The following is a 23,026-nucleotide window of genomic DNA, read 5'->3' on the forward strand; positions in this document are numbered from 1 at the left end:
TTGTTCTCGGGCTGGGCCACGGTTGGTTCTCTCTATCCTTGCCTTAGCGGCGTGCCGACAGTGGCACGGCGCGTACGCTGCTGCCGGGTGTGATGCCCAGCTTTTCGATGAGTTCGCGTGTCAGCGGCAGGCCGTTGGGTAGCGGCTCGGTCTGCGCCAGGCAGACCCGGAAATCATCCAGGCTGCGGTTGCTGATCAGCCAGTTACGCCCCTCGGTAGCGTCGGCAGGCACGGCGGTCAGCAACTGGCTGTCGCGGACGGCACGAATGTCGTTGCGTGCGCATTCGATCGTGGGGCCGGCGTCGAAGATGTCCACATACCCGTTGTAGCGGAACCCCTCACCTTCCAGCATCGCCAGCGCGGGGCGCGTATTGGCGTGCACCTGGCCAATGACCTCCCTCGCCGCTTCGCTGAGGAAGGCGGTGTAGACGGGATGCTGCGGCATCAGCTCGGCAATGAAGGATTTCTGGCCGATGCCGGACAGGTAGTCTGCTTCGGAAAAATCCATCTTGAAGAAATGCCGGCCCAGGCTTTCCCAGAATGGCGACAGGCCGGTTTCGTCGGATACGCCGCGCATCTCGGCAATCACCCGCGGGCTGAAACGCTCCGGGAATTCCGCCATGAACAGGAAGCGGCTCTTGGAGAGCAGGCTGCCATTGTTGTCGCGGCGGTATTCCGCCTGCAGAAATAGCGAACAGAGCTCGGCGGCACCGGTCAGGTCGTTGGTCAGGAACAGCGTATCGAGCCGCCGGTAGATGCCGATCTCGCGGGAGCTATGCACCGCGGTGCCGACCCGATAGTTGTACCAGGGCTCGGTCAGGCCGACGGCACCCTCGATGCCGCATATGCCGGCGACGTGGCCGTTCTGCTCTTCGTCCTCCATCACGAACACGAAGCTCGAGTCACCCGGGTTGGGGGCGCCTGCCTGCGAGGCCAACGAGCCTGCGATGCGTTTCTCCAGCCGCTCCTGGTTGACCGGCAGCGTGGTGACCCCCACCCCGGTACTGCGTGCCAGTTGCAGCAAGGCGTCTAGGTCATTCTGACGTATGGATCGAACCAGCATGTTCTGCAGTCTCTCAGAGCGGTGCGATACGCACGGTGTCGCCCGGGGCAAGTGCCAGGGCGTTCAGTATCTCGGTGGACAGGACGATATGCCCATCGCAGTGTTCGGCTTCGGCGACGGTGGCACGGAAGTCATGCTGACGGGTAGTTGCAACCAGGAAGGCATGCGGCCCTGCCTTGCCGCTCGCGACGGTGGCGAGCTGACTTTGCGCAACGGTACGGATACCGCGGGTGCTGGCATACAGGGTAGGACCCCCATCGAAGATATCAATGTAGTTTTCGGTCTCGAATCCTTCCCGGGTCAGGATGTCGTACGGCACCCGGGCGTGTTCACCCACCTGGCCCATGACTTCCTGAGCGGCATCGCTGAGCAGCGGAACATAGAGCGGGTGCTGCGGCATCAGTTCTGCAATGAACTTGCGCCCCTTGATGCCGCAATGCAGTTCGGCTTCCTGGTAGTCGATACCGAAAAACACTCGGCCCACTGCATCCCAGAAAGCACTGTTGCCCTGCGGATCGGTGACGCCGATCATTTCCGACACCACGGCCTCGGCAAAGCGCTCCGGCCACTGGGCGATGAACAGCAAGCGCGCGCGCGACAGCAGGTCCGACCAGCGGGTGAAATGCAGCCCCTCGCGCAGATAGAACGAAGATAGCAGGCTGTTGCCGGTCAGGTCGTGGCACAGGGACAGCGCATGGATGCGGTTGTGGATATTCAAGCCAGGCGACGCGTGCACAAAGGCTTCGTTGCGATAGCTATAGAAGGGTTCGTTGAACCCGGCCGACGCCACGATGCCGGATACGCCGACCAGCTCGCCGCCATCCATCGCTTCCATGACGAAGAAATAGCTCTCCTCACCATGGAAGCTGACCTCGGCGGCCAGCGAATCAACTGAACTCTGTACCTTGCGGTAGAGGGTTTCCCGATCCGCAGGCAAGGAGGTAACCCCGGCCGGGCTGGCCTGTGCCAAGGCTTCTATGCCAGCAAGATCGGCCAGGCGGGCCGGACGGAGTACAAACATGGTGTTGTCGCTCAAGCCGAAATGACGGATTTGACCGCGCGTTCGAATCGCGTCAGGCCTTCGTCGATATCCGCATCGGGTATCACCAGGCTAGGCGCAAAGCGGACGACATCCGGTCCTGCCTGCAGGATCATCAGGCCTTCCTTCGCCGCGGCCGTCATGAAGTCCTTGGCACGGCCCTTATAGGCCTCGGCCAGCACGGCGCCGATCAGGAGGCCCAGGCCGCGAACTTCTGCAAACACCCCGGTTTCGCTGGCGATGGTGTTGAGCCGGTCAACAAAGCGGGCGTGCTTGGCCTTGATGGCGGCCAGCGTTTCCGGCGTATTGACGATATCGATGACCGCTTCGGCCACGGCACACGCCAGCGGGTTGCCGCCATAGGTCGAGCCGTGAGTACCCACGCCGAAGTGCTTGGCAATCTCGGCGGTGGTCAGCATGGCACCGATCGGGAAGCCACCGCCCAGCGATTTGGCCGAGGTCAGGATGTCCGGCGTCACGCCGTACTCCATATAGGCGTACAACGATCCGCTACGGCCTACACCGGTCTGGACTTCATCCAGGATCAACAGTGCCTTGTGCTGGTCGCAGAGCTCACGTACGCCCTTCAGATATTCGACGGTGGCGGGCAATACGCCGCCCTCCCCCTGCACCGGCTCGATGACCACGGCGGCAGTCTTGTCCGAGATCGCGGCCTTGAGGGCATCCAGATCGTTGTAGGCAATGTGCTTCACACCCGTGGGGCGTGGGCCAAAGCCGTCCGAGTACTTGGGCTGCCCACCTACCGTGACCGTGAAGAAGGTGCGGCCATGGAAGGAGTTGGTCGTGGAGATGATTTCGTACTTCTCGCTGCCGTGCAGGTCGATTGCCCACTTGCGGGCGAGCTTGAACGCGGCTTCATTGGCTTCTGCGCCGGAGTTGCAGAAGAACACGCGGTCGGCAAAGGTGGCGGCAACCAGCTTCTTGGCCAGACGCAAAGCTGGCTCGTTGGTCAGCGAGTTGGACACGTGCCAGACCTTCTGGGCCTGTTCGGTCAGGGCCTTGACCAAGGCGGGGTGGGCGTGTCCCAGAGCATTGACGGCAATGCCACCGGCGAAGTCAACATACTCACGGCCGGTCTGATCCCAGACGCGCGAGCCAGCACCCTTGACGGGGATATAGTCGGCGGGGGCGTAGTTGGGCACCATGACCTGGTCGAAATCGGCGCGGTTTACAGTCTGGCTCATTGCGTGGGTCCTTTCTGGGATGCTTGATTTGTATTGTAGAGGTCGCGGCAAGGCTTGAATTCCGACATTGCGACATCTTTGTTCGTGTAAGCAGGAGGCCGGGCTGCTGCCTGCGGGCCTATCCTGCTTCGGTCGCTACCGAGCCGCGCTGGCGATCATCACGCGGCGTGACATTGAAGAAGTTGCGGTAGGCGCTGGAAAAGTGTGGTCCGCTGGAAAAACCACAGGACAGGCCGATCTGGATGATGGACTTGGAGGTCTGTCGCAGCATCTGCCGAGCGCGGTTGAGGCGAAGCTCCAGATAATACTGCGACGGTACCCGGTCCAGATGCTGCTTGAACAGGCGCTCAAGCTGCCGCCGCGAGACACAGACATGCTGGGCGATCTCGTCGGTAGTCAACGGATCTTCCAGATTCGCTTCCATCAGCATGACGGCCTGGACGAGCTTGGGCTGATTGCTGCCGACCCGGTTTTGCAGCGGAATGCGCTGCCGGTCATCCCGGCCGCGTATGCGTTCCAGCAGCAGCGTCTCAGCCACGCTGGCGGCCAGCTCCGCACTATGCTGGCGAGCCAGTAGATGCAGGAAAAGCTCGACCACCGCGATACCGCCACCACAGGTGGCGCGGTCGCGGTCCATTTCGAACAGGCTGGACGACACGATGATGCTGGGATGGCGCTCGCTGAACAATTCCAGCAGCGACCAGTGGACTGTCGCACGGCAGCCATTGAGCAAACCTGCGGCTGCCAGCCAGAAAGGGCCGGCATGCCAGCCGCCGATCAAACACTTGTGCCGTCCATAGCGCTTGAGTGCCGCTACGACGGGATCGTGGGCATCGAACTTGGCTGGCAGGCGATGGGCCGCAACAAACAGGAAAGGCAGCGGCTGATCGACATCCAGCACGCCATCAACGGCCTGCGGGCGACCGTTCGATGCGATGACGGCGGCGCCGTCGATGGAGAGCAACTGGATCTGGTAGAGGGCTTCACCGTTCAGCTGGTTGGCCTCGGCCGTGCCATCCAGCAACAGACCAAGCTCGCCGGCGGCGAACCCAGGCAGAAGCAGGATGCCGATGATTTGCGTCGCCGGCTTGTCGGCGTAATCGAACATGCCGGGTTCCAACAGGTGAGTGGACAGTTGCTCGTGCCGGACTTCCGCGAGCCGCAGAAGCCCGGGGGCGGTCACTTGAGGCTGCCCGACAGAAATTGTTTCAGGCGTTCGCTGCTCGGGTTGACCAGGACTTCCTTTGGGTTGCCCTGCTCTTCGATACGGCCCTGATGCAGGAAGATCACATGGTTGGAGACCTCGCGGGCGAAGGCCATCTCGTGGGTGACCACGACCATGGTACGGCCTTCCTCGGCCAGTGCCTTCATGACCCGCAACACCTCGCCGACCAGTTCGGGGTCGAGCGCAGAGGTGGGTTCATCGAACAGCATGACCTCCGGTTCCACCGCCAGCGCCCGGGCAATCGCCACACGCTGCTGTTGGCCACCGGACATATGCGCTGGGTACTTGTCTTCCACATTCTTGAGGCCGACTTTTTCCAGGTATTTGCGCGCGCATTCGATGGCAGCATCCTTCTGCACGCCCAGTACGTGGACCGGCGCCTCGATGATGTTCTCGAGTACCGTCATGTGCGCCCATAGGTTGAAGTGCTGGAACACCATGGCGAGCTTGGCGCGCATCATCTGCAACTGACGCTCGTCCGCTGCCTTGAACATGCCGTCCTTGGCCTTGATCAGCTTCATTTCCTCGCCGGCCACCACGATCTTGCCGGTGTGGGGGCGTTCCAGCATGTTGATGCAGCGCAGGAAGGTACTCTTGCCGGAACCGGAGGAGCCGATGATGCTGATGACGTCGCCTGCGTGGGCTGTCAGCGAGACGCCCTTCAGTACTTCATGGCTGCCGTAGCTCTTGTGCAGGTTCTCGACAGATAGCTTGATGCTCACAGTGCTCTCCAGATATTTGCTTTTGCAAACAATTGCTTGTTCGTTTCAATGCGTTCGGTGCCGGGGCTTCAGGCGCTCAGCAGGTAGCCACTACGGAAGGGCACCTTGCCGGCGATCTTGCCGATATCCATACCAGTCGTGGCGTAGCGCACATAGGGGCGCGCATAGAACACGCCATCCACGCCGGCCTGGATGGTGCTGACGCGTTCAGTCAGGGGGTCGATGATGTCGGCCACAGCTTCCCCGGCCTTGATATGACTGCCTACCGCCTTGTGGAAAGCGATCACGCCCGCATGGGGTGCGTGCAATGTCTCCGAGCCGGCCAGCGGTGTTGCCTCGCAACGGGCAGGTGGCATACCGGTCGGGTTGCCGGCAAGTACCCCGCGATGCTGCAGGAAAGCCACCAGATTGGCGGCATCCTGCTCCGCCAGGTGATGGTAGACATCACTCGCGCCGCGCAGCTCGACGGTGGCGGACAAGCACGCCAGCGGAATCGGGAAGCGACCTTCATAACGCTCGGCCAACTGCCACCATGGTCCGCTCAGGGCTTCGTCGAACGAGGCGCCGCCCGAGCCCTTGGCCAGCAGGATCGCTTCGGCGCCCAGGTAGCGGCATAGCGGCTCTGCCTGCGGCAGGTAGGGCGTCTCGGTGTAGACGTGCATCACGGCCTCGAAGTCGCAATGCAGGTCGAGTACCACGTCGGCATCATGTGCCAGCGATACCAGCGTGTGGCGCAAGGCTTGCAGCTCGGTTGCGGGCTGGGCCGTCGACAGTGCCCTGCGCATTGCGCTGCGGATTAGCTGTTTGTTGCGCTCGGCATCCGACCCGAGCTGGGTTTCAAGTTCATCGCCAATCAGGTCGGCAAAGTCGGGATAGTGCCGGTTGAAATTCTCTGCGCTGGCCAGCTCAAAGCGGCCAAGCTGGGCATGCAGCACGGTCTGGTCCAAGCCTATCGGGTTGGCGACCGGCACCACCACGACCTCTCCCAGGATCTCGCTGCGTGCTTCGAGCGTCGCGAGCAGTTGCTTGAGATGGTGCAGAACCAGCATGCCGGGCAGCTCATCGGCGTGCAGGCTGGCTTGCAGATAGACCTTCTGGCCCTGTCCTGGCTTGCCATAGTGGAAGCTGAGCAGCTCCCTGCTGGTGCCCAGGCCGGGAGACAACAAGGCGTGGCGTTGGGTATGCATGATTTACCCCTTGCGCGGCTGCAGGTAGGAAAGCCAGCGGCGCTCCGCCATCCGGAACATCCAGACCAGGCTGAAGGTCAGGACCATGTAGATCGCGCCGGCGGTCAGGTACGGTTCGAACACCAGATACTGTTCCGACCGGATCCTGTCGGCCACGTTGGTGATGTCCGTCAGCGCCGGCACGGTGCTGGCCAATGAGGTGCCCTGCAGCATCATGATGACTTCATTCGAATAGGCCGGCAGCGTGCGACGCAGCGCCGAGGGCAGCACGATGCGACGCATCAACTGCCATTTGCTCATGCCCATGGCACGCGCGGCTTCGATTTCGCCATGGTTGGTGTCGCGTATGGCACCGGCGATCATTTCCGTGGTGTAGGCGCAGGTGTTGAGCGTGAACGCCAGTACGGCACAGAAAAAGGCATCCTTGAACGGCTTGAGCAGCAGGACCGTGTCCCAGTTGTTCTGAATGATGTCCAGTTGTGCCAAGCCGTAGTAGATCAGGTAGACCTGGATCAGCATGGGCGTGCCACGCATCACATAGGTATACAGCCATACGGGGGTGGATACCCAGCGCTTGCGCGAAACCCGCATCATGGCCAGCGGGATGGCCAGCACGCCACCGATCAGGACGGAGATGAGGGTTAACTCCAGGCTGACCAGGATGGCCTTGCCGAACATGGCCAGCGTTGCCGGCTCGAATATGGTGCTGAAATCCATTAGAACTCTCCCCTGCGGACGCCCATCGAGTAGCGTTTGTCGACGTGCTTGAGGACCAGCAGCGAGACGGTGGTGAATGCGAGGTAGATGCCACCGACCAGGAGATAGAACAGCATGGGCGCCAGCGGTGTCAGGGAGCGGGTAGCGGCCGATGCCTGCTTGGCCAGCATGGTCATGTCGGTCAGGCCGATGACCGATACCAGCGCCGTCGCCTTGATCAGGACGAGCCAGTTGTTGGTGAAGCTGGGCAGCGCCAGACGGATCATCTGGGGCACGATGATATGAAAGAACACCCGGCTACGGCTCATGCCGAAGGCGTAGCCCGCTTCCATTTGACCCTTGGGAATCGCAATGATGGCGCCGCGGAAGGTTTCCGTCATGTAGGCGCCGTAGATGAAGCCTATGGTGATGACCCCGGCGACAAAGGGGTTGATCTCGACATAATCGGTATACCCGACGCTTTCGAGCGCCTTGTTCAGCAGCATCTGACCGCCGTAGAACAGCAGCAGCATCCAGACCAGTTCCGGCACGCCACGAATGATCGTGGAGTAGATGCCGGCCAACCAGTTCAGTGGTTTGTTCGGAGAGAGCTTGGCGGTGGCGCCAAGTAGGCCCAGCAGGATGGCTACGACCAGGGATCCTAGCGCGACGGCAAGCGTCAGGCCGGAACCTTTTAGAATATTGATTACGTACTCTTCCATCATGGGTCTCGCGCGCCGCGGACGTCAGCGGCATAGGTAAGGGTAGCCTTGGCCCCGCCTTCGAGCAGGGCCAAGGACAAAAGGCGCGCGATCTTACGCTGCCTTTCAGTTACCGGGGAGTATTAAGAGCCCCAAACGTCAAAGCTGAAGTACTTGTCGTTGATCTTCTTCCAGGTGCCGTTGGCGCGGATGGTGTTGATGGCCTTGTCCAGCGCACCCTTCAGGGCAGTATCGCCCTTGCGCACGGCTATACCAGCACCTTCGCCGAAATACTTGAAGTATTTCTTGTCGCTCAGTACCGGGCCAACGAAGCCCCAGCCCTTGCCGTCGGCAGTCTTCAGGAAGCCTTCATACACTTCCACGCTGTCCGCAACCGTACCGTCGAGACGGCCAGCCTTGATGTCCAGGTAGACCTGGTCCTGGGCTTCGTAAGGAACAATGGTCACGCCAGCCGGTTCTAGTTCGCCACGGGCGTACTTTTCCTGGGTGGAAGCCTTGAGCACGCCGATCTTCTTGCCCTTGAGGTCAGCCGGCACGTTCTTGGCGGTGCCGAGCTTCACAACAACGCGCGACGGCGTGTTGTAGTACTTGCCAGTGAAGTCGACGGCTTTCTTGCGGTCTTCGATGATGGACATCGAGGAAATGATTGCGTCGTATTTCTTGGCGTTCAGGCCAGGAATCATGCCGTCCCATGCTTGCTCGACGAAGACACACTTGGTCTTGAGTTCTGCACACAGTGCGTTGGCAATGTCGACGTCAAAGCCGGTGGGCTGGCCTTCCGGTGTCTTGTAGGTGAAAGGCTTGTAGGTCGCATCGATGGCAACGCGAATTTCCTTCCACTCAGCTGCGGAGGCTGCCACGGACAACGCAAAAGCGACAGCACCGATCAGCGCGGTTTTCTTCATTGCGATACTCCTCGTTATTAAGGGATGCGTGAAAATGGATCAGGCCCGGCCGCAACGGTAGCGGTTTCGGAGCCAGTACCGGCGCTGATTGTAATACCGCAAACCCACTGCTTCCATGTTCCAAAAGCGACATATTCGTATACGGGTGGCCGGCGCATATATTCCTGCAACACCTATGTGCATTTATTCGGGTTTTCCCTGTCTGATTGCCCTGTGGCGGGGTGTGGCTATAACAAAGTGTCGCATCCCCTAATACAGGTAGTCTTTGCAGCGGCGCTACAATGTGCCTGCAATCGCCGCAAAGGATGCGGCCTAGCCAGAAAGAGCGGGCGCGCAAAATGCGCCAGGCTCCGATGCCCAACAGGAGACAAACCAAGATGCAAAGCTTCCAAGCCAGCCTCGTCGCCGATATCCAGCGCCACTCGAGCGCCCGCGAGGCCGGAACGGTCAACCTCAGCAACCTGATCCAGAGCTACTACGCCGACACTGATGCACACGACCTTGCTACTCGTGATGCGCAGGACTGGTATGGCGCCCTGCTCGCCCACGTCAAGCTGGCTGCGGCTCGCAGCAAGGGTGAGGCCCTGGTCCGGGTATACAACCCCAGTTTCGATGATCACCGCTGGCAATCGAGCCACACCGTCATCGAACTGGTCAATGACGACAAGCCTTTCCTGGTTGATACCGTCAGCCTGGCGCTGAGCCGCCTGGGTTACAGCATTCACCAGATTATCCACCCAGTACTGAAGGTGGAACGGGACAAGGCGGGCAAGCTGATCGAGACCGGCAAGGGCGTGGCGGAATCCTGGATGCATCTGGAGATCGACCGGGTCAGCGATAAGACCAAGCTGGAAGAGATCAAGTCCGAACTGCTGCGCGTGCTGGGGCAGCTCAAGGACTGCGTGGAAGACTACGACGCCATGGTCACCCGTCTGGGTGAAGTGCGGGCCGAGCTCGCCAAGGTAAAGCCGGCAACCGACAAGGCCGAATGGGCAGACAGCCTGGCCTACCTGGATTGGCTCAAGGACGATCACTTTGTGTTCCTGGGGTATCGCGACTACGACCTGACCGATAGCAAGAACGGCGTACAGCTGGCTATCGTCAAGGGATCGGGCCTGGGGCTGCTGCGCGGCGAAACGCGTGGCGCCCATTCGGCAAGCTTTGCTGCCCTGCCGGCCGAAATCCGTGCACTGGCGCGCGACAAGACGCCCCTGCTGCTGACAAAGACCAATTCCCGCTCCACCGTGCACCGTGGCAGCTACCTCGATTGCGTGGGGCTGAAGCGTTACGATGCCAAGGGCAATGTGACCGGTGAACGTCGCTTCCTGGGGCTCTACACCGCCAAGGCCTATAACACACCGCCGCACCAGATCCCGGTGCTGCGTCGCAAGATCGCCGCCATCATGGCGACCAGCAATGTGTCGGCCGAAAGCCACAAGGGCAAGACCCTGCTGAATGTGCTGGAAACCTACCCGCGTGACGAACTGCTGGAAATCAGCGAGTCGGCCCTGACTGAAATCGCCGGCCGCATCGTCGCTATGCAGGAGCGCAGTCAGGTTCGCGCCTTTATCCGTGAGGATCTGTACCGCCGTTATGTATCTGCGCTGGTCTATCTGCCGCGTGATAACTACAACACCGACGTGCGCATCAAGATGCAGCAGCTGCTGCTCAATGCCTTCAACGGTACGTCCGCCGAATTCAATGTCTTGTTGTCCGACTCTGCCCTGGCCCGTATCCAGTTCATCGTCCGTACACCGGCAGGCTCCACCCTGCCCGACTACGACCCGCGTGAGATCGAGAACCAGATCGCCCAGGCGACGCGTCGCTGGTCGGACGACCTGCAGCTCAACCTGACCGCGCACGCCGGTGAAGAACGCGGCATGGCCCTGTTTGGCAAGTATGCCAAGAGCTTCCCTGCTGCTTACTACGCTGACTACGACGCCCGGACGGCGGTCTACGACATCGACAAGATCGAGCAGGCACTGAAGGAACAGCGCCTTACGCTCAAACTCAACGATGCCACGCTGGCCGACCCGACCCAGCACCGTTTCAAGATCTTCCGCGAGGACCCGATCGCCCTCAGCGACAGCTTGCCTGTCCTTGAGAATATGGGTGTGCGCGTTATCGAAGAGCAGCCCTATACGCTGAAATTTGCCGATGAAGGCCGTGCCTGGGTGACTGATATTGCGCTCAAGTTGCAGCAAGCCGGTCTGCTGGATGATGAGAATCGCCGACACGCCTTCCAGGAAGGCTTTGCGGCCATTTTCGAAGGCCGGGCCGAGAACGACCGCTTCAACAAACTGATCCTGCTGGCTGGTTTGCAATGGCGCGAAGTCGTGCTGCTGCGCGCCTACGCGAAGTACCTCAAGCAATTGGGCCTGAACTACAGCCTGGATCATATTGCCGATCGCCTGGCGCACTTCCAGGACATCGCACGTGATCTGGTCACCCTGTTCCTCGCGCTGCAGGATCCCAAGCAGAAGCAGGCCAAGCAGGTTGCCGGTCTGAGCGACAAGATCAAGGAAGCGCTGGCCCAGGTGCCGAGCATCGATGACGAGCGCATCCTGTCCGGCTTTTACCACACCATTACCGCCACGCTGCGTACCAACTACTTCCAGCCGGCGGCCGATCGCAGCGTCAAGGATTACATCAGCTTCAAGTTTGAAAGCGGCCGTATTCCGAACATGCCGCAGCCGGTGCCCCTGTACGAAATCTTCGTCTACTCGCCGCGCGTGGAAGGTATCCATCTGCGCTTTGGCAAGGTGGCGCGTGGCGGCCTGCGCTGGTCCGACCGTAAGGAAGACTTCCGTACCGAAGTGCTGGGCCTCGTGAAGGCGCAGCAAGTCAAGAACACGGTGATCGTGCCCGTCGGTTCCAAGGGTGGTTTTGTGCTCAAGCAGGCGCCGACCGAGCGTGAGGCCTACCAGGCCGAAGGCGTGGCTTGCTACAAGACCTTCATCCGCGGCCTGCTGGACCTGACCGACAACCTGGTCGAAGGCAAGGTCGTGCCGCCCAAGGCCGTGCATCGCCATGATGCCGATGATCCTTACCTCGTCGTCGCGGCCGACAAGGGCACCGCAACCTTCTCCGACATCGCCAACGGCGTGTCGCAGGAGTACGGTTTCTGGCTGGACGATGCCTTTGCCTCGGGTGGCTCGGTTGGTTACGACCACAAGAAGATGGGCATCACCGCCAAGGGCGCCTGGGAGTCGGTCAAGCGTCACTTCCGCGAGATGGGCCACAACACCCAGACCCAGCCCTTCACCGTGGCCGGTGTTGGCGATCTGATGGGCGACGTGTTCGGCAACGGTATGCTGCTGTCGGAGCAGATCAAGCTGGTGGCGGCGTTCAACCACCTGCATATCTTCCTGGACCCGAGCCCGGATACTGCCAAGAGCTTCAAGGAGCGGCAGCGCATGTTCGCCCTGCCCCGCTCAAGCTGGGAAGACTACGACAAGAAGACCTTGTCCAAGGGCGGCGGCATCTATTCGCGTAGCGCCAAGTCCATTCCCCTGTCGCCTGAAATCCGCAAGGTACTGGATATCACCGACGAAGCCCTGGCGCCGAACGATCTGATCCGCGCGATCCTTAAAGCGCCGGTCGACCTGCTGTACAACGGCGGTATCGGTACCTACTTCAAGGCCAGTACCCAAAGCCATGCCGAGGCCAGCGACCGCAGCAACGATGCCTTGCGTATCGATGGTCGTGAAATCCGTGCCAAGGTCGTCGGTGAAGGCGGTAATCTGGGCTTCACCCAACTGGGTCGGGTCGAGTACGCCATGAATGGCGGCCATATCTGTACCGATGCCATCGATAACTCGGCTGGCGTGGATTGCTCTGACCACGAGGTCAACATCAAGATCCTGTTCGGCCGTCTGGTCCAGGGTGGCGACATGACCCTCAAGCAGCGCAATACGCTACTGGCTGAAATGACCGACAACGTGGGCCAGCTAGTCCTGCGTGACAATTATCTGCAGACCGCTGCCATCAGCCTCGAGCTGCAGCAGGCCCAGTCGTTGTTGTCGGTGCATAGCCGCTTCATGCAGAGCCTCGAGAAGGCGGGCCGTCTCAGCCGTCGTATCGAGTATCTGCCTAACGACGTGCAACTGGCCGAGCGGCAGCAAGCCGGTGCTGGCCTGACCAGCCCGGAACTCGCGGTACTGCTGGCGTATGCCAAGCTGGGCCTGTTCGATCAGTTGATTGCTTCGTCCCTGCCGGCCATGCCGGAATGGAACGAGCTGCTGGCGGGCTACTTCCCGGTCAAGATGGCGGAGAAGTTCAAGAAGCAGCTGCCTAGCCATCCTCTGCGCAGTGAAATCGTGGCTACCGTGCTGACCAACGAGTGCGTCAACCGCATGGGCATCAGCTTTGTATTCCGCGTGGCCGAGGAAACCAACGCCGCACCGTCCGCCATCGTGCACGCCTGGAGCCTGGCTTCCAGCCTGATGCAGGCAAACAAGCTGTGGGCGGAGCTGGAGGCGCTGGACAACCAGGTGCCGACCGGAACCCAATATGCGTTGATGCTGGAAGTACGCAAGCAGCTAGAGCGTGTCGCGCGCTGGGTGCTAAACGTGCAGTTGACCGAAAGCGATGCTGCGGCCCGTATCAAGCAGCTGACGGAAGAGATCCCGGCCTTGTTGCCCAAGCTCGACAAGTGGCTCTCGGACAAGCCGGCCTTCACTAGCGAACGTGATCGCCTGAAGGCTGCCGGCGTCAAGGCTGAACTGGCTGCCCGCGTGGTGAACCTGGACGCCCTGCTGGCCCTGCTGGATATCGCGGGCTTGGCTCGTATCACCAAAACCTCGGTGGAAGATGTTGCAGCGGTGTACTTCAAGCTAGAGAGCGCCTTGCAGATCGACTGGCTGCGCGGGGTCGTGGATGGTTTGCCGCGCGACAACCGCTGGCAGACGCTGGCTCGCATGGCCTTCCGTGACGAGCTCTATCGTGAGCACACCAATCTGACCGCGCGCGTGCTGCAGGAAAGCGGCAGCATCAACAAGCGCGTGGAAGGCTGGCTGAAGGCGAGAGAGACTGCGCTGGAGCACGTTGGCCGCATGTTTGAGGAGTTGCGGATCGCTACGCCTGACCTGGCCATGATCTCGGCGGCCATGCGGGAGATTCGCAGCCGGCTCGCAGCCTGATCCTGTCTTGTTGTAAAGCGGCAATATCAACGGCCGGCATCTTTGATGCCGGCCGTTTTTTTGCTGTTAAACTGAGTTGAGAACAAGAATGCACCGTTCGGCCCCTTAATGCTTTCTACAAGAAAGGGGCCATGCTGGTAGCAACGGCCCTGCCCGCCTGTCGGCGTGGAGCCGGAGGAATTTTCCTCGAGCATCACAGTATCGCAACGAAACTGATTATTGCTGCACGAGCCCAGAGCGCCCTTCATCCTATGGAACAACAGCCCAACATCCTGATTGCCGACGATTATCACCAGATGCGTCTGGCTGTGCAGCACGTGCTCAATGGTATGGAACTGCGCAATCTGCATGCTGCCAGCCATGGGCTGGAAGCGAAGCGGATCATGGAGTCCTTGCCGATCTCACTGATCATCGCAGACTGGAATATGCCGGGAATGAACGGCTATGACCTGCTCTGCTGGTGCCGGAACAACCCGAGTTATCGGGATATCCCCTTCATGCTGCTGACAGCGGAGTCGGACAGGGAGTGCCTGTCACGTGCCATCGAGGCCGGCGTCAGCGACTATCTGGTCAAGCCATTTACGGCCGCGACCTTGCGGGCACGGGTCCTGAAACTATTGGGTAAGTCCTCTGACCCAGTCCGTAAGCTACCGCCAAGGCCCGCCTTGCCGGTGCTGGCCGATGTGCCGGTACTGGGCATGGTGGCGCCAAGCGAGGAACGGCTGGCCAAGGCGACCGTGCTGATCGTAGATGACGTGGCAACCAATATCGAGGTCATCGCCGGGATACTGAAGCAGGAATACGCCATCAAGGTGGCCATCAGCGGCCGCAAGGCACTGGAGATCGCCTTTAGCGACACACCGCCCGACATCATCCTGCTGGATGTGATGATGCCGGAGATGGATGGCAATGAAGTGTGTCGCCAGCTCAAGGCCAACCCGGCCACCCGCGATATCCCGGTCATTTTCCTGACCGCCAAGGATCAGGTGGATGATGTGGTCGATGGCCTGGACATGGGCGCGGTCGACTATGTCGTCAAACCGGCCCAGCCCGCGATACTGAAAGCCCGGCTCCGGACTCATCTGCGCCTGAGCCAGGCCCAGATGGACTTGCGGCATCAAAACGTGGTCATGGCCGACAATGCCCGCCTGCGCGAGGATATCGAGCGAATTACCCACCACGATCTGAAGAATCCGCTGGCGGCCATCATGCATACCGCGGAGCTGATGCTGCTCGATAGCGACTGGCCGGAAAGCCAGCGGGAGCGCCTGGCTTTGCTGGAAGGGGCCGGTCGGCAGGCGCTGGACCTGGTCACGCTCTCGCTGACGCTCTACAAGATCGAGCAAGGCGAGTTTCAGCCTGACTTGCGCTCGATCGACATCGCTCGCCTGATCGAGGCGGTCGTCCGGGAAACCAGGCTCCATCTGGCGTGGAAGAACGTGGGTATCCAGCTGGATCTCTCGGATGGTTGCCTGGTTCAGGCGGAACAGGCCCTTTGCCGTTCGGTCTTTGCCAATCTGCTGAAGAACGCGGTCGAGGCTGCACCCGAAGGTAGCGAAGTGCGGGTGCAGTTGGCGCGCGATGATGATCGTTTCCGGATCGAAATCCAGAACCAGGGCGCGGTGCCGGCAGCCATCCGGCCGCGCTTCTTTGAAAAGTATGTCACCCATGGCAAGACGGATGGCACGGGCTTGGGCAGCTATTCGGCGAAGCTGCTGACCGAAGCCCAGGGCGGAGATATCAGTCTGGCATGCAACGACGAGCAGGATTCCACCTGCCTGGTTGTGCGCCTGCAGGCCAGTAGCTGACGCATGCGAGCCCCGTCCCGACTTGACCTGCTGCGCATGCTGGTGGTCACCGCCTTATTCTGGCTCGCGGCGGAGCTCGGTCGTGCGTTCATCACCAAGGGTTATCTCACACCAGTCTGGCCGCCGGCTGCAGTCGCCTGTGCCGCCGCGCTGCTCTATGGTCCGCGCAGCCTGCTGGGGGTGGCCGCCTATATCTTCTATGACTATGTGTCCGCGGACTTTGGTGATGCCAAGCGCTACCTGCACGGCTTGATCGAGCCGATCTGCATGTACATCACCACGGGGGTGGTGGCGATGGTTGCCCGGCGTTGCCGGCTTGACCTTGCACTTGGCAGCGTCCGCGATACGGTCTTGCTGATGATGATGGCACTGCTCTATGCCGCCATCAGCGCCACGCTCGGTACCTTGGGTTATTGCGGTTGGGCGGCGACCTTGCGCTGTACCGAGGATGGCTGGATTTCCCATTGGGCACAGTACGGCGTGGGTGATCTGTTCGGCCTCTGGATCTGCCTGCCTGCACTGGTGTCATGGGGCTTGCGGCTGGATAGTGCGAGTCGTGAGCGGCTGCTCGATCCAGAGAAGTATCGCCCCATTCCGCTCAAGCAGACGCCGCAGCAGATCGTCTATGTCGCGAGTGGCCTGGGGTGCGCTGCCCTGGCCTGGTGGTATACGCGCTATGCCGCGCTGCCGGTCCAGGTCGTCGGTTTCATGGCCCTGCCCTTGCTGGTCTGGGCTGCCCTGCGGTTTCCGCCGTTGTTCGTCCACTCCGCCATTCTGGTCACCGGTCTGGTGACCATCGGGCTGCAGCTGACGGCTCATGCGCAGATGTTTGGCGATACGCCGACCTATCTTGCCTCCCTGTTCCTGTTTCTACTCAGTCTCTCCATGCTGACCTTGCTGGTTTCCGCGGTGGTTCAACAACAGCGGGAGCTGGCAGCATCGATGGCCCATCAGGTGGAGCAGGCACGAACCGAGGTGCTCCTGGCTGCCGCCCCCGAAGCCATCATCAGCATCAACGGCAGGGGTGTGATCACCTATTGGAACCCGGCCGCGGAGCGTATCTTTGGCTGGAGCCGCCAGGAAGCAGTGGGCAGGCCAATCAATGACGCCAATTTCCTGATGCCGGAGGTGCTGCGAGAGATTGCCGCCTCAGGGCTGGAGCGTTTCAGCAACTTGGGACTGGGGACCTTGCTCGATCATGTGGTGGAGCTTGAGTTGCAGCATGTCGACGGGCGCGTGGTGCCGGTCGAGCTTGCGGTAACCGGCTATCGTGAGGAGCGTGACTGGCATGCGACCGGCTTTGTGCGGGATATCAGCGAGCGCAAGCGTAACGAGGTCGCGCTGGCGGCGGCCGAAGTCCGGGCCAGGGACCTGACCGACAAGCTGCCGCTCGCCGTCTTCCAGATGCGATTTGTCGACGACAAGCCGCAGGTGACCTTCGCCAATGCCCAATGGCAAGAATTCGGGCCTTCCCCGGAAGCCATCATGACCGACGCAGGCGAGGCGCTTAGCCTGATTGTGGAGCGGGACCTGGAGAATGTGCTGGCCAGCCTGCGGGAAGCCGTCGGAACAAGTCATCCCTGGGAGCAGGCGTTCCGTATACGTCGTAGCGATGGTCAGCAGCGTTGGATCTGGGGCGAAGCAAGACCAAGCATCGTGGCGGGTGGCGAGATTGTCTGGAATGGTTATTGGCAGGATATTACCGATAGCCAGCAGGCCCAGGCGGAGTTGGCCGCCGCCCGTGACCAGGCCCAGGATTCACGCCGCCGCCTGATTGACCTCTCCGATGCCTTGCCACTGGGTATTTTCCAGCTGCGCCTCGAGCCTGATGGTCGCCTGCACTACCCGTTTGCCAGCGCCAAGGTCAAAGAAATACTGGGGGTCGATTACACCGATCTCCAGGCAGACCCGACTGCGCGATGGCGGCATGTGATGCCCGAGGACCGGATCGTGGCGCAGGGCGTTGTGCGACGGGCGATCGCCAATCGGCAGAGCACTGACTTCGAGCACCGCGTGATACTGGATGGCGAGGCACGCTGCATCCAGGTGCGTAGCGTCTGTAGCCCCTTGCCGGACGGTGCCTGGGTCTGGAATGGCTTCTGGATGGACGTGACCGAGGCTAGGCAACAGGCGGAGGCCATCCGGCTATCCAAGGAGGAGGCGGAGTTGGCGACCCAGGCCAAGTCCATGTTCCTGGCCAATATGAGCCACGAAATCCGCACCCCCATGAATGCCGTCATCGGTATGGCCCACCTGGCACTCAAGACACAATTGACCTCTAAACAGCGTGACTATCTGGAAAAGATCCACACCGCCGGCGTGTCCTTGCTGGGTGTTATCAACGACATTCTCGATTTTTCCAAGATCGAGGCGGGCAAGCTCGATATCGAGTCGGTCGATTTCGAGCTGGATGAAGTGCTGGCCAATGTCGCCACAGTTACGGGGGGGCGAGCAGAAGACAAGGGGCTGGAATACCTGTTCGACATTCCCGCCGATGTTCCCCGGCGCCTCAATGGTGACCCGCTCAGGTTGGGACAGGTACTGATCAATCTGATCAATAACGCCGTGAAGTTTACCGAGCAAGGGGAAGTCAAGCTCTCCGCCAGGATTGAGCAATTGGACGAAACCTCGGTGACCCTGGCTTTCGAGGTGCGCGATAGCGGTATAGGCATGAGCCCGGAGCAGACCAATCAGCTGTTCCTGGCGTTCACCCAGGCGGACGGTTCGACCACCCGCCGTTTCGGCGGCACGGGGCTGGGCCTGAGCATTTCGCGCCGGCTGGTGGAGATGATGGGGGGACAGATCAGCGTCGAGAGCGAGCTGGGCAAGGGATCCGTGTTCCGCTTCAATGCGCACCTTGGCATCAGCCAGGGGGAGGCCAATTCCTGTCGCGTCCTGCCGGCGGCGCTGAACAATATGCGGGTGCTGGTGGTGGATGACAATCCGGTCGCACGCGATGTGCTGGTCGGCGCACTGGACTACCTGCCCTTCCGCGTGTCGGCCGTGGATTCCGGTGCTGCAGCCTGGGCCGCCATTTCGGAAGCCGATGGCAATGACCCGTTCCGGGTTGTACTGACCGATTGGCAGATGAAGGGGCTGGACGGGATAGAACTGACCCGACGGGTCAAGCAGGATGCAGGACTGCACGCCGCGCCCATGATGGTTCTGGTTACGGCGTTTGGCCGTGAAGAAATACGTACGCGAGCCGAACAGGCCGCCGCCGATGGCTTCCTGCTCAAGCCGGTCAACCGTTCGACCTTGATCGATACCCTGGTGACCCTGGTCGGTAACGAGAACGAGGGTGAAGGCGTCTCCGCGCCCGAGTCCGTCGGCCAGGTGCTCGACGGCGCCCATGTCCTGATCGTCGAGGACAATGAGGTGAATCAGCAGATTGCCCGGGAGTTGCTCGAGGGAATGGGATTGCAGATCGATATCGCAGCGAATGGCAAGATCGCTGTCGATCAGTTGCGGCACTACGGGCCCGACTACTACAGCTTGGTATTCATGGACTTGCAGATGCCGGTCATGGATGGGCATGAGGCCACCTTGACCATCCGTGCGGACCAGCGCTTCCGGAATCTGCCTATCGTCGCCATGACGGCGCATGCGATGGTTGAAGAGCGGAATCGGTGCCTGCGCGAGGGCATGCAGGACCACATTAGCAAACCGATCGAGCCCGAGGCACTGTTTGCCTGTGTTCGCCGTTGGGTTGGAGGAGAAGCAGTGCAGGAGTTGATGTCGCACCAAGCAGCACCGCAAGGGCTGCCGCAGGTGCAAGGTCTGGATAGCGAAGCGGGTTTGCGTCGCGTGGGAGGAAACCGGCAGCTCTATCTGAAATTGCTGGGCCAGTTCTCGGAGCGATTCGTCAACTCGGCTGGGCGCATACTTGAGCAGCTACCCGTTGATGTGCTTGCTGCGGAACGCGAAGCCCACTCCTTGCGTGGCGTGGCGGCTAATCTTGGTGTAATCGCAGTGCAGGAATTGTCTGGCCAGATCGAGCAAGCCCTCCATGCTGGCGAAGCGAAGGGACACATTGAGGCGATGGCGCAGGAGCTCGATAGCGTGCTTGAACGCATCTGTGCCGAGCTGGCGCAGGCAGGTGGTGAGGCACCGGCGACCAAGGTCGAACCCGTTGTACCGGACATCGATCTGGCCGTGTTGTTGCCACAGTTGAGTCGCTTGCTGCTGGAGAATGACGGCGACGCCATCAGCCTGGTAGAGCAATACGGTGCGGGCTTGCGCAAGCAGTTGGGTACCTCCTTTGCCGCAGTCGAGCAGGCCATAGGGCAGTACGATTATGACGCCGCGCATGTTCTGCTCGGCGTGCTGGCGCAGCGCTCCGGTTTGTCGCTGGAGCCAAATAGCTCGCTTGGTTCTTCCCTATGACCGATCATCCGGATCCATCGAAATCGACTGAAAACTGGCGGCGTGAGTTCGAGGCTGGCCTCGGCTTGATGCGTGACAACCCTGCCGCCAGCCGGGCACAGGGGGCCGAGCTGATCGCCGCAGGGCAGCGCAACCAGCAGCCATTGCTGGTGTGCTATGGCGAACTGCTGCAAGGCCTCAGCGATTACTTCGATGATCACAACCAGGACACCGAAGCCCGTTTCCGGCGGCTTGAGGCGGAGTTGGGTAGTCTGAACGACCGGGACGGTCAGTTGCTGAGCCGCTTTGGCATCCTTGCCGTGTTGCGTGTGCAGGGGCGTACGGCGGAAGGCTATGGTTACGGGCAGGAGCATGTACTGCCGCTGTTGCCGAGCCAGCCCACCATGAGCAGCGTGCTGGCCCTCAATACGCTGGGCATCCTTGCCCAGGAGTATGGCCTGACCGACGAGGCGCTACGTCATTTCTATGGCGCGCTCGAAGCGGCGCGCAGCATTGGGCTCAAGGCGCGCGAGGCGCAGATCACCTGCAATATTGGTGAGCTTTTCTATATCTGCGGCAATGCCGAGGATGGCGAGACGATGCTCTGGCAAGCCAGGCAGCTGGCCATATCGGCCGGTGAGCGCTGGTTACTGCCCTTCGTCAACCTGATACTGGCCTTGTGCAAACTGTCGCGGGACGACAGCGCCGGTGCCTATGAAGTCATCAAGGACTATCTGGGTGACCATGCCGACATCCGTAACGCTTCGCCGTCCAATCGGGGCTTCTTCCAGGCGGTAGCCGCCTATACGCTGGCGGAGCAAGGTGAGCTTGATGGCGCGGAGCGGCTGTGCCAACTGGCGTTGGCGCAAATGCATCACTATGAAGAAAAGCATCTTCGTCCCTATACATGGTGGGCCAGCGGGCATATCCACTTCCTGCGTGGCCGGCATGATGAGGCGATTGCCGACTTGAACCGGGCGATCGACGAGATTGGTGATGTGGGCTATGTGTTCATGCCTATCCGGGCCAGCAAGGAACTGGCCGATATCCATGCTGCCCGAGGCAACTGGCAACAGGCGCTGAATGATTACAAGCGCCATCATGCCTACTACGAGCGCGCCCAGAATCAGGCGACGCGTACGCGCATACAGATACTCAGCATCCAGAGCGAGCTGCGTGAGGCTGAGAGCAATCTCAGTCATGCCAAGGAGGCGACCCAGGCCAAGTCCATGTTCCTGGCAAACATGAGCCATGAAATCCGTACACCGATGAATGCCATCATCGGCATGGCCCACCTGGCGCTGAAAACCCCCTTGTCGCCCAAGCAGCGCGACTATGTCGACAAGATCCATACCGCAGGTCTGTCCCTGCTCGGCATCATCAATGACATCCTCGACTTCTCAAAAATCGAGGCGGGTCGGTTGGATATCGAGTCGGTAGATTTCGATCTCGACGAAGTCCTGGCCAATGTCGTCGCGATTACCGGTGGCCGGGCCGAGGAACAGGGACTGCGCTATCTCGTCAATGTACCGGCCTCGGTGCCCCGCAATTTGAAGGGGGACCCATTGCGCCTTGGGCAGGTGTTGATCAATTTGCTCAATAACGCCGTAAAGTTCACAGAACAAGGCGAGGTGACATTGAGCGCGCGCCTGGAACAGGATGGCGAGTCCGATCTGACCTTGGCTTTCGAAGTCCGCGATAGTGGCATAGGCATGAGTAGCGAGCAGGCCGGCCGCCTTTTCCAGGCATTTACGCAGGCAGATGGGTCGACTACGCGCAAATTTGGCGGCACCGGCTTGGGTCTGACGATCTCCCGCCGCCTGGTCGAGATGATGGGGGGGCAGATCAGCGTACAAAGCACGCTGGGCGAAGGCTCATGCTTCCAGTTCACCGTCTGCCTGCAGCGGGGTGAAAGGCGGCGGCAGGCGCGCACCGATGCCGGCTCGGCAATCCCTGCCCTTCCAAAGTTTCAGGGAATCTCAGTCCTGCTGGTGGAAGACAATGAGATCAACCAGCAGATTGCCGTTGAGCTCCTGCAGGCTGCCGGGGTGGCCGTAGAAGTCGCCAGCAACGGCCGGGAAGCGCTCGATCTGCTGTTGCTGCAAGAGTTGCCGCCCTATGACCTGGTATTGCTGGATGTGCAGATGCCCATCATGGATGGCTATGCCACCGTCAGGGCTATCCGCGCCGAATCCCGGCTTGCCGACCTACCTGTTGTCGCCATGACGGCGCATGCCATGCATGAAGAGCGTCAGCGTTGTCTGGACGCGGGCATGAATGGTCATCTTGCAAAGCCCATCACACCGCAGGGACTGTTCGATACGGTGGCGCACTGGACCAGCATGCGGCCGCGCACCGCCAAGCAGGCGCCCCAGTCGCTCAACGAACGCTTGCCGGTGCTCGCCGGCCTCAATACCGAAAGCGGCCTTGCCCGAACGCTGGGCGATCATGCCCTGTACATGGCCCTGCTGGATCGCTTTGGCCAGGAGCAGGCTGGCGTGGTGGACCGCATCCGGCAAGCCTTGCCGCACGACAAGGCAACGGCAAGACGTCTCGCTCATACGCTCAAGAGCGTGGCTGGCCTGATCGGCGCGGTGGATATCCAGAGCCTGGCTGGGGAGATGGAGGATGGCCTGCAGGATGCCGCAGCGGTGCCGAGAAGCGAGCAACTGAAGCAGCTCGAGCAGGCTTTGGCGAACCTGTTGGACGGCCTGGCTCAGTTCAAGGGTGGCTCGCCGTCCGTCGAGCCGGAAGGCAGCCCGCTAGGTCAGTTGATCAAGTTGCTCAATGCCCAGGATGGCGAGGCCATCGACTACTTCGATCAGCACAGAGTGGCCTTGCAGCAGTCCTTGCCGGACAGCCTACTGCAAAAGGTGGAGCGGCAGATCCGGCAATACGACTATGACTCCGCATTGGTACTGCTGGACGCTCGCTAGGGGATATTTCTG

The 23,026-nt window shown here is 60.8% G+C and carries 14 protein-coding genes; 4 read left to right on the top strand and 10 right to left on the bottom strand.

The window, feature by feature from the left end; all coding sequences use genetic code 11:
* Nucleotides 1-43 precede the first annotated feature (43 nt).
* The 9 genes from astA to ACYVHK_RS22505 all read right to left on the bottom strand — a co-directional run bounded on the left by astA (nt 44) and on the right by ACYVHK_RS22505 (nt 8,764).
* On the bottom strand, nt 44-1,063 hold the full coding sequence (gene astA, locus ACYVHK_RS22465) for an arginine N-succinyltransferase (RefSeq protein ID WP_460536814.1): 1,020 nt from the start codon (nt 1,061-1,063) through the stop codon (nt 44-46).
* 13 nt (nt 1,064-1,076) lie between these two features.
* Nucleotides 1,077-2,084 carry an arginine N-succinyltransferase gene (locus ACYVHK_RS22470; protein WP_460536816.1) on the bottom strand — a complete coding sequence of 336 codons (1,008 nt, stop codon included), beginning with the start codon at nt 2,082-2,084 and terminating at the stop codon, nt 1,077-1,079.
* Nucleotides 2,085-2,095: 11 nt separating this feature from the next.
* On the bottom strand, nt 2,096-3,307 hold the full coding sequence (locus tag ACYVHK_RS22475) for an aspartate aminotransferase family protein (protein ID WP_460536818.1): 1,212 nt from the start codon (nt 3,305-3,307) through the stop codon (nt 2,096-2,098).
* 118 nt (nt 3,308-3,425) lie between these two features.
* On the bottom strand, nt 3,426-4,415 hold the full coding sequence (locus tag ACYVHK_RS22480; protein WP_460536820.1) for a GlxA family transcriptional regulator: 990 nt from the start codon (nt 4,413-4,415) through the stop codon (nt 3,426-3,428).
* 71 nt (nt 4,416-4,486) lie between these two features.
* Nucleotides 4,487-5,254, bottom strand: a complete 768-nt coding sequence (locus ACYVHK_RS22485; RefSeq protein ID WP_460536822.1) for an ABC transporter ATP-binding protein — start codon at nt 5,252-5,254, stop codon at nt 4,487-4,489.
* Nucleotides 5,255-5,322: 68 nt separating this feature from the next.
* Nucleotides 5,323-6,441, bottom strand: a complete 1,119-nt coding sequence (locus ACYVHK_RS22490) for a succinylglutamate desuccinylase/aspartoacylase family protein (protein ID WP_460536824.1) — start codon at nt 6,439-6,441, stop codon at nt 5,323-5,325.
* A 3-nt stretch (nt 6,442-6,444) separates the two neighbouring features.
* Nucleotides 6,445-7,158 (bottom strand): ABC transporter permease, encoded by a 714-nt coding sequence (locus ACYVHK_RS22495; RefSeq protein WP_460536826.1) that lies wholly within the window; start codon nt 7,156-7,158, stop codon nt 6,445-6,447.
* Nucleotides 7,158-7,859 (bottom strand): ABC transporter permease, encoded by a 702-nt coding sequence (locus tag ACYVHK_RS22500; protein WP_460536828.1) that lies wholly within the window; start codon nt 7,857-7,859, stop codon nt 7,158-7,160. Before ACYVHK_RS22500 ends, ACYVHK_RS22495 begins: the two co-directional genes overlap by 1 nt.
* Before the next feature lie 122 nt (nt 7,860-7,981).
* Nucleotides 7,982-8,764: an ABC transporter substrate-binding protein gene (locus ACYVHK_RS22505; protein ID WP_460536830.1), complete on the bottom strand. Its 783-nt coding sequence runs from the start codon at nt 8,762-8,764 to the stop codon at nt 7,982-7,984.
* Between the two features lie 377 nt (nt 8,765-9,141).
* On the opposite strand from ACYVHK_RS22505, the gene ACYVHK_RS22510 reads away from it, so the two are divergent.
* Nucleotides 9,142-13,905, top strand: coding sequence for an NAD-glutamate dehydrogenase (locus ACYVHK_RS22510; RefSeq protein WP_460536832.1), 4,764 nt, complete (start codon nt 9,142-9,144; stop codon nt 13,903-13,905).
* Nucleotides 13,906-13,931: 26 nt separating this feature from the next.
* Here the strand turns inward: ACYVHK_RS22510 and ACYVHK_RS22515 are convergent, their stop codons facing one another.
* Nucleotides 13,932-14,255, bottom strand: coding sequence for a hypothetical protein (locus tag ACYVHK_RS22515; RefSeq protein ID WP_460536834.1), 324 nt, complete (start codon nt 14,253-14,255; stop codon nt 13,932-13,934).
* On the opposite strand from ACYVHK_RS22515, the gene ACYVHK_RS22520 reads away from it, so the two are divergent.
* Genes ACYVHK_RS22520 through ACYVHK_RS22530 form a run of 3 tightly spaced genes read left to right on the top strand, consistent with a single transcriptional unit; the run spans nt 14,235 to nt 23,014 of the window.
* Nucleotides 14,235-15,713 (top strand): response regulator, encoded by a 1,479-nt coding sequence (locus ACYVHK_RS22520; protein WP_460536836.1) that lies wholly within the window; start codon nt 14,235-14,237, stop codon nt 15,711-15,713. The two genes, ACYVHK_RS22515 and ACYVHK_RS22520, sit on opposite strands and share 21 nt — an antisense overlap.
* Before the next feature lie 3 nt (nt 15,714-15,716).
* Nucleotides 15,717-20,099: a response regulator gene (locus ACYVHK_RS22525; protein ID WP_460536838.1), complete on the top strand. Its 4,383-nt coding sequence runs from the start codon at nt 15,717-15,719 to the stop codon at nt 20,097-20,099.
* Nucleotides 20,096-23,014: an ATP-binding protein gene (locus tag ACYVHK_RS22530; protein ID WP_460536840.1), complete on the top strand. Its 2,919-nt coding sequence runs from the start codon at nt 20,096-20,098 to the stop codon at nt 23,012-23,014. Before ACYVHK_RS22525 ends, ACYVHK_RS22530 begins: the two co-directional genes overlap by 4 nt.
* Nucleotides 23,015-23,026: the final 12 nt, after the last annotated feature.

The organism is Chitinimonas naiadis (genome assembly GCF_054780835.1).